Source organism: Streptomyces nodosus (assembly GCF_008704995.1).
GTDB classification, from domain to species: domain Bacteria; phylum Actinomycetota; class Actinomycetes; order Streptomycetales; family Streptomycetaceae; genus Streptomyces; species Streptomyces nodosus.
Map to the genome: position 1 here is coordinate 2890134 of NZ_CP023747.1, position 14886 is coordinate 2905019.

The window sequence follows — 14886 nt, forward strand, 5'->3', positions numbered from 1 at the left end:
GTACCTTCTTGCACCGCCGGACGCAGGGGAGCCCATGGGCACCGCGCGGACAACTCGTCCTCGATCCGGCATGGTTCGACGGTTCGCACGAGAGGGCCGGCCATGACCTCGTCCCCATCCCCCCTGCCTCCGCGGCCCAACCTCGCCTTCCGGCGGCTGCGCGGACAGCACTCGCCGGGCGAGTTCGCCGCGGCGGTACGGCGTGCCGCGCGCGAGATCGGCGAGCGGGTCAGCTGTGACGCGCGGTACATCGGACGGGTGGAGGCGGGCGAGATCCGTTGTCCCAACTACGCCTATGAACGGGTGTTCTTGCATATGTTCCCCGGGCGCACGCTGGCGGACCTGGGGTTCGCCGCCCGCTCGACGGTCCGCGGCCGAGGAGCGCGCCATGGCGAGGAGGCGCCCCCCTCGCACTGCGGCCGCCGTCCGTATGCCTCGGACGAGTCGCAGGGAACCCGTATGAGGGAGGAACCCGCTGAGACGCACCGCCCGTACGAGACGTATGACACCCCAGAGACCCACGAGACGCACAAGACGTACCGCATCCCCGCGTACCACGAACAGAACCACGACGAACAGAACCACAAGGAGAGCGACGTGCAGCGTCGCGCATTCATGACCGGCGGAACCGTCACGGTGGCGGCCGCTTCCCTGGCCCCCCTCGGACTCGCCTTCGGCAGCCCGGCGGTGGCCGCCGACCGTACCGTCCACCGCGCGGGCTCGTCCGAGGCGGGCGCGCTCGAAGAGGCCGTACGCCGGATCCGTCTGCTGGACGACCGGCACGGCGCGGACGGCCTCTACCGGCGCGCCGCCACCCCCCTGCGCACCGCGTACGCCCTGCTCGACGCGGGCACCACCCGGCAGTCGGTCGCCGACCGGCTGTATGCGGGCGCGGGTGAACTGGCCATCTCGGTGGGCTGGCTGGCGCATGACTCGGGGCGCTACGACGACGCCCGCTCGCACTACGCGGAGGCGCTGGCGACGTCCCGGATGTCGGGGGATCCGGCCCTGGAGGCGCACGCCTTCTGCAACACCGCCTTCCTCGCGCGCGACGCGGGCCGTCCACGGGAGGCCGTACGGGCCGCGCAGGCCGCCCAGCGCGCAGCCCGCCCGCTCGGCTCGCACCGTCTGATGTCGCTGCTGGCCCTGCGGGAGGCGGGCGGCTGGGCGGGGCTCGCGGACCGGGCGGGCTGTGAGCAGGCGCTCGTCCGGGCGCAGGCGCTGTTCGGACGGGGGCCCTCGGACACGGACCCCGAGTGGATGACCTTCTACGGTGAGGCCGAGCTCGAGGGCCTGGAGGCGCAGTGCTGGTCGACGCTGGGCGACTGGCCGCGGGCGGCCCGGCACGCCCGGCGCGCGGCGGGGCTCCAGGACCCGCACTTCACCCGGAACATCGCCCTGTACACCGCGGAACTCGCCGACGACCTGGCCCGGGGCGGCCGTCCCGACGAGGCGGCCCTGGCGGGCGGGCGGGTGCTGGAGCTCCTGGACGAGGTCCAGTCGTCCAGGATCCAGACGATGCTGGCGGGCACGGCACGGCTGCTGCTGCCGCACCGCCGGGCCGCGGGCGTGGCGGAGTTCCTAAACCGGCACACGGCCCTGCCGCGCCCGGCCTGAGCGACGGCCGGGCCGGTGTCACGGAGCCTGCGGCCCCACCGTCAGGCCACCAGATGCCCCAGGTCGTTCCAGGACTCGATGGCGGGCTCCCCGTACGCCCAGCCCAGCACCGACAGGGACGTCGGGTTGAGGCGCACCCGGGCCGCGAACTCCAGCGGCAGCCCCAGCCAGCGCGCCCCGATGGAGCGCAGGATGTGCCCGTGGGCGAAGACCAGGACGTCCCGGTCCGCCTCCCGGGCCCAGGCGACCACCTCGTCCGCGCGGGCGGTGACCTCGGCCAGGGTCTCCCCCTCGGGGACCCCGTCCCGCCAGATCAGCCAGCCCGGCCGGACCGCCTGGATCTCGGCCGGGGTCATCCCCTCGTAGGCGCCGTAGTCCCACTCCAGCAGCGTGTCCCAGGGGCGCGCCCGGTCCCCGAACCCGGCGAGCTCGCAGGTCCGGCGGGCGCGGCTCAGCGGGCTGGTGCGCACCTCGACCCCGGGCAGCCCGTCGAACGGCGCCCGGCGCAGCCGCTCCCCCAGGAGCAGGGCGCCCCGACGTCCCTCCTCCAGAAGCGGCACATCGGTCCTGCCAGTGTGCTTGCCGGACAGCGACCAGGCCGTCTGCCCGTGCCGGGCCAGCAGGATGCGCGGTGCCATGAGGGGCCTTTCTGAACAACCGGGGAACCCGGCGGGGCCGAGGCGGAAGGGCACCGCCACGGCGAAGGAAACAGGGCAGGTCACACCATCTTCGCGTACCCCTCCCCCGGGCAACCCGGGGGGCGGTCCCGGCGTCTTTGACTGCCGGGGGGCAATCCCCTCGAATACCGGGGGCGCCCCACCGAAACGGGCGCATACACCGTAAGGTGGCACGACCGGACCGCCGGGAGCCGCCGGACGCAGAAGGGGGAGGTCGCATCGGATGCCGCAGGCCGAGATACCAGGGACCGAGGTGGGTCCACGGACCCGGCCACGCTGGTGGACCGAACTGCCCCTGATCCTGCTGGTGTACTTCTCGTACTCCGCGGGGCGGCTGCTCGCCCGGGGGGATGTCTCCACCGCCGTCGACCACGGACTGGCGATCCTGCGGCTGGAGAAGCTGCTGCACATCAACGCCGAGCACCCGCTGAACCGCCTCTTCACCCAGGAGGCGTGGCTCGGGGTGCCGGCCGACTTCTGGTACGCGTCGCTGCACTACCTGGTGACCCCGCTCCTGCTGGTGTGGATGTTCCGGCGTCGCGCGGAGCACTACCGCGCGGTCCGCACCTGGCTGATGACCTCCACCTTCATCGGTCTGATCGGCTTCACCCTGCTGCCGACCTGCCCGCCCCGGCTGCTCTCCGCGGGCCACGGCTTCGTGGACACGATGGCCCAGTACAGCTCGTACGGCTGGTGGGGCGGCGAGGCGAGCGCGCCACGGGGCCTGGGCGGCATGACCAACCAGTACGCGGCGATGCCGAGCCTGCACGTCGGCTGGGCGCTGTGGTGCGGGGTGATGCTGTGGCGCCACGGCGGCAACCGCTGGGCCAGGGCGGCGGGCGTCGCCTATCCGCTGCTGACCACGATCGTCGTGATGGGCACCGCCAACCACTACTTCCTGGACGCGGTCGCGGGCGCCGCCGTCATGGGTCTCGGCTTCCTGCTGACCGGGCCGGTGACCCGGGCGCTGGACACCCTGCGCGCCCTGCCGGCCACCCGGTTGGCACCCGCCGCGGGCGCCTCGCCCGCCTCGGGTTCCCCGTTTGTCAGTGCCGGGTGCCAGACTTCGGCGGGTGAGCGAATTCCCCGACAGCGCAGCGCCGTCCCCGGGGCGGCGGACGGGCCGGGTGCCTCCCCCGCGGACACGGGGGAAGGCGCTGCGGCAGCAGCTCGCTGAGCTGCGCGGCCCGTCCTCCCCCACGCTCGGCTCGGCCCGCGCGGGAAGATCCCCCTCGCCCAGGTCTCTCGACGCGCGCGCCCTGGCCGCCCTCGCCTCCAACCCGGGGTGCGACCGGCGCGCGCTCCTGGACGGAGCGGGCGTGGACAAGGCGGCGCTGGCCGTCGCGCTGGGCGCGCCGTCGACGTTCGGACAGTCGCAGTTCGCCTTCATGCGGGGCAACGCGTTCGAGGCCCGGGTCAAGGCGGACGGCGGCGCCGAGCTGCTGCGGCTGGTCCACACCGAGCTGGACCCGGGCGCCGAGCCCCCGGAGTCGGCCCTGGTGCCCGATCTCTCCGCGGTCGGCCCGGAAGGCCGCGCGGCCCGTACGGCGCTGGCGTTGCGGGAGGCCACCGAGGCGCGCGGCTGGGCGCTGCTCGACCACCCCCTGCTCGCCCTCGATGTGGCGGGCTCCCCGGCGTTCCTGGAGCCGGACGCGGTGGTGGTGCACCCGGACGGCGGCTGGACCGTGGTGGAGATCAAGTCCTTCCCGATGCTGGACGGCTCGGCCGACCCCGCGAAGGTGGGCGCGGCCGCCCGCCAGTCCGCGGTCTATGTGCTGGCGCTCGAGGCGGTCGCCGCCCGCCTCGATCCCGTGCCGGTGGTGCACCACCGGGTCCTGCTGGTCTGTCCGCGGGACTTCACCAACCTGCCCACCGCGTCCCCCGTGGACATCCGCAAGCAGCGCGCGGTCACCCGGCGCCAGCTGGCCCGCCTCACCCGTATCGAGGAGATCGCGGCGGCCCTGCCCGAGGGCACCTGTTTCGCGCCGGGCCTCCCCCGGGAGGAGCTGACGGCCGCCGTGGAGTCGGTCCCGGCGACCTATGCGCCCGACTGCCTGGCCGCCTGCGAGCTCGCCTTCTACTGCCGCGACCGCTCCCGGGCCGAGGGCGCGGTGACGTCCTGCGGCCGGTCGCTCCGTGCCGAGCTGGGCGGACTGACGACGGTCGACGAGGTGCTGGCCGCCGCCCACGGCACGGCGGGTGACCCGGATGATCCGACGGTCGCCGCGCTGCGCAGGGCGGCACAGTTGCGGGCCGAGGCGCTCGCCGGCCGGGAGGGCGCCCCATGTCGCTGATCGCCACCCTCGCCCGGCTGGAGGCCGTGCGGTCCGGCCGCGCCGAGCTCCTTGCCACCGTCCGGCACCGGCATCTGTCCGAGCGGCCCCTGGTCCTGGTGCCGCTCACCACCGCGGGCGAGGCCGGAGCCCCGCTCGGGGCGCTGGTCGGCACCGACCGGGACGCGCCCCGGCTGCTGGTGGTGCCGCAGCCGCGGGACCGCGACCTCAGATTCGCCTTCCTCAGCGAGCTCGCCGATGTGGTCCTGCCGTATGTCGACGCGTACGCCGAGGCGGTGGAGACCGCCGAGCGCACGGAGAGCGACCCGGACACCGGCAAGCGGGTCAAGGTCGAGGTCGACCTGTGCGCGGACGCCCCCCAGCTGATCGTGCCGAGCCGGGCGGGCATCGACTTCGTACGGCTGCTGGGCCGCTCGATGCGTTTTCGCCGCACCGCCGAGCAGGACCCGGAGACCCCGTATCCGGCGCCCCCGCGGGTGCCGCTGCTGGGCCGCTGGCTCACCCATTACGGGGAGCGCGCCCGGGTCCCCGGCTCCTCGCTGCTGCTGGCGCTCACCGAGGTGCTGGCGCGGCACTGGGCGACCGGGCAGTCCGGCCTGGAGGACCAGCAGCTGGGCAAGCTGCTCGCCTGGATCGACCCGCCCGAGGGCGTTTCCGGCGCGGACGCGGCGCAGTGGACCGAGCTGGCGCGGGACCGGGACGGGCAGTTGCTGTGCCCGCCGGCCGGACCGGCCACCGACCCGGCCTTCGACAACCGGCTGCTCGCCCCGGCCATCGAGCGCTACGACCGGGCACGGACCCGGCTGGCCGCCGCCGAGGACGGGGTGCAGGCGGACGACCGCGCCGCGGAACTCACCGCCGCCGAGCGTGAGATCCGCGTGCTGATCGACAGCCGTACGCGCCCGACCTGGGAGGCGGTGTGGCGCGGCCTGGATCTGCTGCGCGCGCTGCCGGAGGGCGCGCATGTGGCGGAGCGCTGGACCCGCGACCGCTGGTCGTTCACCGGCCACCGGGACCGGGTGGCCGCCGGGGAGCCGCCCCAGCCGCGCCGCGACGACGCGGTGACGGCGGCCAACAAGCTCGCCGGCCGTGAGCGCGAACAGTCCCGTCTGGACGCCCAGGAGGCGCTCGACGACCCGCTGGTCATGGCCGGCCGGCGGCTGGCGGGCGAGGCGTTCGCGGGCGAGGTCCTGGAGGTGGTGGCCGCCTACAGCGAGGGCAAGCGGCCCAGCCCGCGCCCCCTGGTGACCGTGCGGACCCAGGACCACCCGCATCTCGCGGAGGGCACCAAGGTCTACCGGTCGCTGGGCGGCAAACCGCAGTCGGCCGAGTTCGTCGGGTACGAGGGGCACGCGGAGGGGGACGGTCTCCTGGTGTTGCGCATCGTCGACAAGATGGGCCGCGGCAAGGAGCCGGAGGCGGGATCCGTGCCGGAGAAGGGCGACCTGGTCTGCTTCACGCTCTTCGAGCACGAACAGCGCGGCGGGGCGAAGCTGCCCGAGCCGGAGGACACCCCGTGGACCCATGGCGGACCGCCCGGCGGCACCGACGCGCCGCCGCACCCGGATCCGGTGACCGAGGAGGACGTGCTGTGACCGTGTCGGCCACCGTGGACCGGGACTTCGACCCGGGGGCCGCCGCCGCCCGGGTCACCGAGGCGATCCTGCGGGACACCCTGCACGGTACGGACCGCGGCGTGGTGGTCGACTCCCCGCCGGGCGCCGGGAAGTCCACCCTCGTCGTCCGGGCCGCGCTCGAACTGGCGGCCGCCGGACGGCCGCTGATGGTGATCGCCCAGACCAATGCGCAGGTGGACGATCTGGTGCTGCGGCTGGCGGAGAAGGCCCCCGACCTTCCGGTGGGCCGGCTGCACAGCAGCGACACCGACCCGTACGACAAGGCGCTCGACGATCTGCCGAACGTCAGGAAGTCGGCCAAGGCCGGCGATCTGGCGGGCCTGGACGTGGTCATCTCCACGGCCGCCAAGTGGGCGCACGTCAAGAACGTGGAGCCCTGGCGGCACGCCATCGTCGACGAGGCGTACCAGATGCGCTCGGACGCGCTGCTGGCCGTGGCGGGCCTCTTCGAACGGGCCCTGTTCGTCGGGGATCCCGGGCAGCTGGACCCGTTCTCGATCGTCGGGGCCGAGCAGTGGGCGGGCCTGTCCTACGACCCCTCGGCGTCCGCGGTGAGCACGCTCCTGGCCCACAACCCCGAGCTGCCGCAGCACCGGCTGCCGGTGTCCTGGCGGCTGCCCGCGTCGGCGGCACCGCTGGTGTCCGACGCGTTCTATCCCTACACCCCGTTCCGCAGCGGCACCGACCACGGGGGCCGCCGGCTCACCTTCGCGGTGGCCTCGGACGGCTCCGGACCCGACCGGGTGATCGACGAGGCGGCACGATCGGGCTGGGGCCTGCTGGAACTGCCCGCGCGGCACACCCCGCGGACGGATCCCGAGGCGGTACGGGCCCTGGCCGGGGTCGTACGGCGGCTGCTCGACCGGGGCGGGGCGGCGGTCTCCGAGCGCGCCGAGGAGCCGGTGCCGCTGACCGCGGACCGGATCGCCGTCGGCACGGCACACCGGGACCAGGCGGCGGCGGTGCGTTCCGCGCTTGCGGACCTCGGGGTGAGGGACGTCACGGTGGACACGGCCAACCGGCTCCAGGGCCGGGAGTTCGACGTCACGGTGGTGCTGCATCCCCTGTCGGGACGCCCGGACGCCACGGCCTTCCATCTGGAGACCGGCCGCCTGTGCGTCCTGGCCTCCCGCCACCGGCACGCCTGCATCGTGGTGTGCCGGGCCGGGGTCTCCGACCTGCTGGACGACCACCCGTCGACGGAGCCCGTGCAGCTGGGCGTGACGGTGAAATTCCCCGACGGCTGGGAGGCGATGATGTCCACCTGGGACCACTGGTCGGCACACCGGGTGGCATGGCGGTCGTGACCAGCCACCCGGCATGAGGACTGCCCCCGCATGCACCCCCTCCCGCCGGACGGAGTCCGGCATGCCGCCGGAGGCGGCCCATGGAAGCAGCCCCGACGGCTGGGAGGCGATGATGTCCACCTGGGACCACTGGTCGGCACACCGGGTGGCATGGCGGCCCTGAGCGCGAACCACCGGTCCGCGCACCGGGTGGCATGGGGACCCTGAGCGGTGGGGAACATCACGGGGGCCGGTGGCAGCGGGATCGCCGAGGCACGCCGGCATGGGGGTGGCGCGGCTCGGGGGTCCCGCGCACTCCCCGCGCCCCGGGGTCGCCGCGCGACAATGGACGGTGGCCCATCGAAAGGACGGCGCCACTCGAACCGTACGAGGAGGAGAAGACATGGCGGAGCCCACGCCGCGTCGGCACGAACCGCGGCTACGCCCCGCGCCCCTGCTCTTCGAGCCCGCGGATGCGGTCTCCGACCCCGAGCACTTCTTCGACCTGGAGTCGATCGACGACCCGCGGGCCCTGCTGACGCGGGCCACGGAACTGGCACAGGCCTTTCGCGCGGCGGCGGACCGGGCGGTGGAGTTCCAGGCGATCGCCGCCGCCCAGCTCGCCGATCCCCGCCGCTTCGACCGGCTGACGCCCGCGGCGATCGCCGAGCGTGCGGAGTGGACCGAGGACTACGCGAAGAAAATGGTGGAGTTCGGCCAGGACCTGCTGCGCGGCACGGACGCCAGCGGACCGGAGAACCTGGGCTGAAAGGTCCGTAGCCGGGGGAACACCCCCACACGACCCCGTACATATGATCGTCTGTTCATATTTCGGGCGCACGATACCCCACCCTCACCCTTCTGTCCCGGATTTCCACAACCCTCCGGGACGATTCACTCACTGCGGGTACATCTGACCGGCATGAGCAGTCGAACAACGTTCATCGAGCCCTTCCGCGCACCCCTCCCCGACCGGTTCGACGTCTCGGACGTCACCTCGGAGGGCGCCGCCTGGCTCGCCTCGGCAGGCACCCATCCGCAAGGCACCCTCGCGCTCTGGGCCAGGCGCCCCACCGTCCCGGTGGTCCTGCCCTGCGGCACCGCGTTCGACGTCGTCAGCGCCCCCGCGGTCTTCGGGCGCCGGATGCTCGACCGGCTCTGGGACGAGGGGCCGGGCTCGGGACCCGTCGCCACGCACCGGGGCCGGATGCTGCTGTTCACGGCGCCCGGCACGGCCCGCCGACTGCCGCCGCTGCTCGACCGGGAGGACCGGGGCGCCCTCACCCGCGCGGTGCCGCCGCTGCTGGGCCACGGCCCGGGCGACACCGTCACCGTGCCCGCGGTCCGGCCCGCCCGCACCACGGCGACCCACCTCTCCCCTCGCTGGCTGGTGGCGCCCGACACCCGTCACCCGTGGCTCCCGGGCCCCGAGATCGTCCGCTGGGCAGCCGTCCGGGCCGCCCGTGCGGCCGCCTCGGCCGCCGTACGGATATCGATTTTTCCTCCCGCCGACCTGGGTGCTAAGGTCTACGACGTCAGCAGGCGCCGCTAGCTCAGTTGGTTAGAGCAGCTGACTCTTAATCAGCGGGTCCGGGGTTCGAGTCCCTGGCGGCGCACCTTGACGAAGGCGGGTCGTGTTCGCGGAGAGCGAGCACGACCCGCCTTCGTCGTGCTCCGCACCCACCTCGCCCGGTCTCGCGCCTCAGCTCTTTGTGATCTTCACCGTGTACGCCCCGCCCGGTGTCTGGTCCTCCACCTCCACCCGTACGCCGTCCCCCGGCACCGTGAAGCTCTCCCCCACGTCCAGCGGGGCGTCCGCCAGCGGCGGGTAGACCGAGGTGGCCCAGCACGCCGAGGTGTGCGGATGGGCGTCGACGACCTGGACCGGGCCGTCGCCCGAGGCCGCCAGGCTGGTGACGTGATAGAGGAGCACACCCTGTGAGCAGGTCTCGGTGTCGTTGCCCACCGCCCCCCGCGCCTCGATGGCGAGCACGGTGTCCGGACCGGTCCGCACGACCGCCAGCTTCGTACCGCTCCCCGAACCGAACGCCTCCGTGCCGACGCCGCCCGCCGCACCCGCCACGCCCCCGCCGCCCGCGGTCTTCGACCCGGAGCTCCAGGGCCTGCCCGCGCTCACCGGCACCTGCGGCACCCCGGTCGGCCCGGCGCCCAGCGCCTCCAGCGACAGCCGGGTGACCCGGCCCCGTACACACACCACCTGGCGCGGGTCCAGCCAGCCCAGCTTCCACTTGTGCCAGGCGAACAGATCCGGCGCCAGTCCGAACTGGCTGCCCATGAGGTCCCAGTCGCCGACATAGGTGTCCCAGTCGCCCTTGCCGTCGGTGGGGCGGTGATAGAGATCCGGCAGATCGAACACGTGCCCGGTCTCATGGGCGAGGACGAGCCGGTCCGGCGGATGCTTCTCGAAGATCGTGACCACCCGGCGGATGTCCGTGCCGTCGGCGCGCAGCGGGGTCTCGAGGTTGACCACCTTGGTCGCGTCCGAGTCCACTCCGGGGGCGTCCGGATCGGCCACGAAGTACACGATGTCATAGCGCGAGAAGTCGACCTTCTTGTCCGCCGCGGCGATCGCGTCCCGCAGATACGCGGACCGGCGCTCGGGGTTCCAGTCGCGCCGGACGGCGTACCAGGTGGAGGCGCGCGGCATCGCGATCCAGCGGCGCAGCGGATGGGGGTGCACCGTGAAGCGGCCGTAGGAGGCGCGCTTGAAGAACCGGTTGGTGTCGGGGAAGTAATCCCCGGTCAGCTCGGCGGGAGTGGTCTTCGGCTTGGCGTCCGGAAAGGACAGGAAGATCATGACCGCCTCCACCGGGTGGGTGGGGCGGGTGTAGGCGGCGTTCCAGGTGTCGAGACCCTCCGAGTGGTGGGCCGGGCTGCGGGTGAGTTCACAGGGCTCGGCCACCGGGTCGGCGAGCGCCGGACCCGTGACCAGTGAGGTCGCGATGAGGGCCACCATCGAGGTCATCACGGACGCGGTCCTGCGCAGGACGAGCGCCCCGCTCCCGTCATGCCCCTTCGGGACGTCGCGGAGGAACGCCTTGAGGGAGAGCGGACGCGGCACGACGACCTCCGGGGGCGGTTCGGGTTCCGCACCCAGCTTTGTCGTACTTGTATGACTATGCACTGTTTGTCTGCACCGGAAGGGTGAGACACCATCAGCCGGGGGAAAGCCCAGAGGGGAACCGCGACAGCCGGAAGAGGGAAAGTGCGGCGCGGGAGCACGGCAGGACGCACAAGTTCCGAGGGAGCGACCGACATGGGCCGACACCCCGAATACTCACGGAACGTCACAGTCGAGGCCGGGCCGACAGATCGGGGTCCGGCCTGGGAAGAAACGATCTGTCAGAACGCCGGGGGCTTCCGGGACACCGGGCCGTGGCTGCAAGGCGCTGGGGTCAGCCTCTATGATCGGCACACTTTCCTGCGCGAACACAGCCGGTACGTCCGCCCGACATGCGGCCGTCGGCCCCGACGGGACCCACGAGATCCGTACGAAGAACGAGTGCACTGCGGGAGCGAGTGGTGAGCGGAACGTCCGAAGGGCCGGCGCCCGCGAAGGACCTCGTCGACCGGGCCGTCACCGAGAGCCACAAAGGCACGGCGTCCGCCACTCCCCGGCCACCCTCCCTCCCCGAGCTGCCGCCGATCGCGCCGGCCGCCGCGCCGTCCCCGGCCATGGACCGTCCGCCCTCCCTCCTCGGCGCCGCGTTCACCGCCGCGCCGCTCGCCATGGCGGTCGTCGGCCGGGACGGTCTGGTCCTCACCGCCAACGAGGCGCTGGGCACGCTGCTGGGCACCGACGCGGCGGGGCTGGCCGGGAGGGCCGCCGCCGATCTGGTCGGTCTGTCCTCGGAGGCCCCGACCCGGCACGCCTACCTCGAGGTGCTGGGCGGCCACGAGGACCGGCTGCGCTGCACGCGCCGACTGAAGCACCCCGACGGCCGTTCGCTCTGGATCCAGGTGACCGTCACCGCCCTGCCCGAGGCCGCGCAGGCGGTGCTGCTCTCGGTCTGCGACATCAGCGCCCGCCGTGAACTCCAGCGGCGGCTGCGGCACTTGCAGATGCACGACCCGGTGACCCGGCTCCCCAACCGCACCCTGTTCTTCGAGCGGCTGACGGCGGTGCTGGAGGCGGAGTCCTGTGCCGACGGCGGCACCGGCCGGATCGGACTGTGCTATCTGGACCTCGACGGCTTCAAGGCCGTCAACGACACGCTCGGCCATCGCGTCGGCGACCGGCTGCTGGCGGCCGTCGCCGAACGGCTGACGCACTGCGCTGACGAGGCGGGCCGGGCGAGAGCCGCCGCTCCTCTGGTGGCCAGGCTGGGCGGCGACGAGTTCGCCGTGCTGGTGGAGGACTCGACGGGCACCGATCAGCTCGCCGAGCTGGCCGAGTCCCTGCTCCTCGCGCTCCAGACGCCGTTCGACCTGTCCGGGCAGCGGCTGTCCGTGTCGGCGTCCATCGGCGTCGTGGAGCGGCATGCGGCCGGCACCACGGCGACCGGGCTGATGCAGGCCGCCGACACCACGCTGTACTGGGCGAAGGCCGACGGGAAGTCCCGCTGGACTCTCTTCGACCCCGAGCGCAACGCCCACCGGATGACCCGTCAGGCGCTGTCCTCCGGTCTGCGCCCGGCCGTCGAACGGGGCGAGTTCGCCCTGGAGTACCAGCCGCTGGTCGGCATGGAGGACGGGCGGGTGCACGGGGTCGAGGCGCTGGTGCGCTGGCACCACCCCCAGTTCGGCAGGCTGACGCCGAATCGGTTCATCGGTCTCGCGGAGGAGGACGGCTCGATCGTGCAGCTCGGCCGCTGGGCGCTGCGGACCGCCTGCCGTCAGGCGCGCCGCTGGCAGCTGGAACGCCCCGCCGAGCCACCGCTCTTCGTCAGTGTGAATGTGGCGGTGCGCCAGATCTGGGACTCCGACCTGGTGGCGGACGTGGCGAAGGTCCTCGCGGAGACCGGACTGGCCCCGCATCTGCTCCAGCTGGAGCTGACCGAGTCCGCGGTCATGGGCTCGGCGGGCCGTCCCCTCCAGACCCTGACGGCGCTCAGCGACATGGGGGTGCGGATCGCCATCGACGACTTCGGCACCGGCTACTCCAACCTGGCCTATCTCAGCCGGCTTCCGGTGTCGGCGCTGAAGCTGGACGGATCGTTCGTCCGCGGCTTCCAGTACGAGGGGAGCGGCACCCGTCCGAACCCGGCCGACGAGGTCATCGTCGAAGCCATGATCCAGCTCGCCCACCGGCTGGGGCTGACGGTGACCGCCGAGTGTGTGGAGACCTCCGCCCAGGCCTCCCGGCTGCGGCGGATCGGCTGTGACACCGGTCAGGGGTGGCTCTACTCGCGACCGGTGCCGCCGGACCGCATCCCCGCGCTGGTGGAGGCGGAGGGCTGCCGTCGCTCCTGACGGGGACGGCGCCCGTCAGGAGCGGCGCGCTCAGGCGGCGGGCAGCCCGTAGGCGTCCGCGACGAGTTCGTAGGAGCGCAGCCGGGCCTCGCCGCCATGGGCGTTGGCGGTGAGCATCAACTCGTCGGCCCCGGTGCGCTTGTGGAGATCGTCGAGACCGGAGCGGACCTCGTCCGGGGTGCCATGGACCACATTGGCGGTCCAGCTCTCGAAGAACTCCTCCTCCAGCGGCCCGAACTCGTACGCCTCCGCCTCCTCGGGGGTGGGGACGAGACCGGGCCGGCCCCGGCGCAGCCGCAGCATGTTCAGGGCGGCGGCCTTCACCTGGCGGCGGGCCTCCTTCTCGTCCTCGGCGGCGAAGGCGGCGACGCCGATGAGGGCGTAGGGAGCGTCCAGCACCGCGGACGGCCGGAAGGAGTCGCGGTACAGATCGAGCGCCGGGACGGTGTTCTGCGCCGAGAAGTGGTGCGCGAAGGCGAAGGGCAGGCCGAGCATGCCGGCCAGGCGGGCGCTGAAGCCGGAGGAGCCGAGCAGCCAGACCGGTGGGCGGTGCGGGGACTGCACACCGCCGGGCGAGGTGGCCTGGACCGGGCCCGGTACGGCGTGGATGCGGGCGTAGGGGTGGCCGTCCGGGAAGTCGTCGTCGAGGAAGCGGATCAGCTCGGTGAGCTGCTGGGGGAAGTCGTCGGCGCCCTCGTTCAGCCGGTCGGTGCGGCGTAGCGCGGCGGCCGTGGCGCCGTCGGTGCCCGGGGCGCGGCCGAGGCCCAGGTCGATACGGCCGGGGGCCATCGCCTCCAGCGTGCCGAACTGCTCCGCGATCACCAGCGGGGCGTGGTTGGGGAGCATCACTCCGCCCGAGCCGAGACGGATGCGCTCCGTGTGGGCGGCGAGATGGGCGAGGATCACGGCGGGTGAGGAGGACGCCACACCCGGCATGGAGTGGTGCTCGGCGACCCAGAAGCGGTGGAAGCCGCGGGACTCGGCGAGGCGGGACAGGGCGACGCTGGTGCGGAGGGCCTCGGTGGCGGTATGGCCCGCACCGACCGTGACCAGGTCAAGTACGGACAGGGGAACGGGCGCCCTGCCCCGTGCCGTGCCTCGGATCTCGTCCACCGAAATGCCTCCCGCGTACGCGTGTCTCTCCCGCGCCCCAACAGGAGGCATCCCCCTCTTATTCCCCGCGCCCCGGTGCTCCCGGGCCCCACGGGGCGGGCTGTCACACCTGGACGATCGGTTCCCGGCTGAACAGACTCCCCAGGTTGGGCGCGTTCACCCGGCGGTCCACCAGCCTCAGGCCCTCCCACACCGTGACCTGGTTCGCGGTGAGGACCGGCTTGGCCAGCTCGCTCTCGAGTGCCACCAGATGGGCGACCGTGTGCAGCCCGGTTCCGGGGATCAGTACGGCGTCCGCGGCGGTGTGATCGCCCTCGTGGGCGAGCGCCAGCACCTCCTTCGCGCCCCAGTCGGCCGCCTCGGTCGCGCCGGCGCCTCCCGCGCCGCGCACCGACACCACCTCGATGTCCGCCGCTTGCAGGAACCCGGCGAAGAGGGCCGCCGTGTCCTGCGGGTACGGCGCCGCGACCGCCACCCGCCGGGCGCCGATCTCCCGTACCGCGTGCAGAAAGGCGAAGGAGGTGGCGGAGGCCGGCATCCCGGCCGCCCGCGCGAGGGTGCGCACCCGCTCATGGGCCTCGTCCCGGCCGTGCGCGAAGCTCCCCCTGGTGGAGGCCCAGACCACCGCCTCGGCGCCGGCCAGGCGCAGCTCCTCCACCCCTTCCGCGAGCTGCCGGGCGGAGGCCTCCGGGGCACCGGTGTGCACCAGGTCCAGCCGGATGTCGCTGGCCAGCAGCTGCTCGATGCGCGGATAGTCGTCCGCGGCCTGGTGGCCCGGGTAGAGGAATCCGAGTGCGGTCATGCCCAACCTTCCTGTTCTTCCGGCCGT

At 73.5% G+C, this 14886-nt stretch carries 13 protein-coding genes and 1 tRNA gene; 10 read left to right on the plus strand and 4 right to left on the minus strand.

All coding sequences use genetic code 11. The features are described 5' to 3' along the window. Positions 1–102: 102 nt before the first annotated feature. Complete coding sequence (locus CP978_RS13090) at positions 103–1617, plus strand: NsdA family TPR-like regulatory protein (RefSeq protein ID WP_043440447.1); 1515 nt, start codon at positions 103–105, stop codon at positions 1615–1617. Between the two features lie 41 nt (positions 1618–1658). Here CP978_RS13090 and CP978_RS13095 read toward each other — a convergent pair whose 3' ends face one another. Further along, positions 1659–2255, minus strand: coding sequence for a histidine phosphatase family protein (locus tag CP978_RS13095; RefSeq protein ID WP_043440449.1), 597 nt, complete (start codon positions 2253–2255; stop codon positions 1659–1661). 262 nt (positions 2256–2517) lie between these two features. Between CP978_RS13095 and CP978_RS13100 the strand changes: the two genes are divergently transcribed. From CP978_RS13100 to CP978_RS13130, 8 genes are all read left to right on the plus strand, one after another. After that, the gene (locus tag CP978_RS13100) at positions 2518–3471 is read left to right on the plus strand and encodes a phosphatase PAP2 family protein (RefSeq protein ID WP_043440452.1); all 954 of its coding nucleotides are present in this window, start codon (positions 2518–2520) and stop codon (positions 3469–3471) included. Next, positions 3422–4588, plus strand: a complete 1167-nt coding sequence (locus tag CP978_RS13105; protein ID WP_043440454.1) for a hypothetical protein — start codon at positions 3422–3424, stop codon at positions 4586–4588. Before CP978_RS13100 ends, CP978_RS13105 begins: the two co-directional genes overlap by 50 nt. Beyond that, a complete protein-coding gene (locus CP978_RS13110; RefSeq protein ID WP_043440456.1) occupies positions 4579–6183 on the plus strand; it encodes a hypothetical protein in 1605 nt (534 codons plus the stop codon). The genes CP978_RS13105 and CP978_RS13110 overlap by 10 nt, the downstream gene beginning before the upstream one ends. Further along, the gene (locus tag CP978_RS13115; RefSeq protein WP_376697927.1) at positions 6180–7532 is read left to right on the plus strand and encodes an AAA family ATPase; all 1353 of its coding nucleotides are present in this window, start codon (positions 6180–6182) and stop codon (positions 7530–7532) included. The genes CP978_RS13110 and CP978_RS13115 overlap by 4 nt, the downstream gene beginning before the upstream one ends. A gap of 13 nt (positions 7533–7545) precedes the next feature. Further along, positions 7546–7695, plus strand: a complete 150-nt coding sequence (locus tag CP978_RS34855) for a hypothetical protein (protein WP_158508330.1) — start codon at positions 7546–7548, stop codon at positions 7693–7695. A 219-nt stretch (positions 7696–7914) separates the two neighbouring features. Then, a complete protein-coding gene (locus tag CP978_RS13120) occupies positions 7915–8280 on the plus strand; it encodes a hypothetical protein (protein WP_043440458.1) in 366 nt (121 codons plus the stop codon). 153 nt (positions 8281–8433) lie between these two features. After that, positions 8434–9063 carry a bifunctional DNA primase/polymerase gene (locus CP978_RS13125; RefSeq protein ID WP_063839053.1) on the plus strand — a complete coding sequence of 210 codons (630 nt, stop codon included), beginning with the start codon at positions 8434–8436 and terminating at the stop codon, positions 9061–9063. After that, positions 9054–9127: transfer RNA gene (locus tag CP978_RS13130), tRNA-Lys, on the plus strand. Before CP978_RS13125 ends, CP978_RS13130 begins: the two co-directional genes overlap by 10 nt. Before the next feature lie 86 nt (positions 9128–9213). Here CP978_RS13130 and CP978_RS13135 read toward each other — a convergent pair. Further along, positions 9214–10593, minus strand: coding sequence for a M6 family metalloprotease domain-containing protein (locus tag CP978_RS13135; RefSeq protein WP_043440463.1), 1380 nt, complete (start codon positions 10591–10593; stop codon positions 9214–9216). A gap of 461 nt (positions 10594–11054) precedes the next feature. Between CP978_RS13135 and CP978_RS13140 the strand changes: the two genes are divergently transcribed. Then, positions 11055–12944 carry a putative bifunctional diguanylate cyclase/phosphodiesterase gene (locus tag CP978_RS13140; protein ID WP_043440466.1) on the plus strand — a complete coding sequence of 630 codons (1890 nt, stop codon included), beginning with the start codon at positions 11055–11057 and terminating at the stop codon, positions 12942–12944. Between the two features lie 30 nt (positions 12945–12974). Here CP978_RS13140 and CP978_RS13145 read toward each other — a convergent pair whose 3' ends face one another. Together CP978_RS13145 and CP978_RS13150 are read right to left on the minus strand one after the other, a co-directional pair. Further along, the gene (locus tag CP978_RS13145) at positions 12975–14108 is read right to left on the minus strand and encodes an LLM class flavin-dependent oxidoreductase (protein WP_052454100.1); all 1134 of its coding nucleotides are present in this window, start codon (positions 14106–14108) and stop codon (positions 12975–12977) included. A gap of 52 nt (positions 14109–14160) precedes the next feature. Then, entirely contained in the window at positions 14161–14859 is a 699-nt protein-coding gene (locus CP978_RS13150; protein ID WP_043440468.1) for a maleate cis-trans isomerase family protein, read from the minus strand. Positions 14860–14886 lie beyond the last annotated feature (27 nt).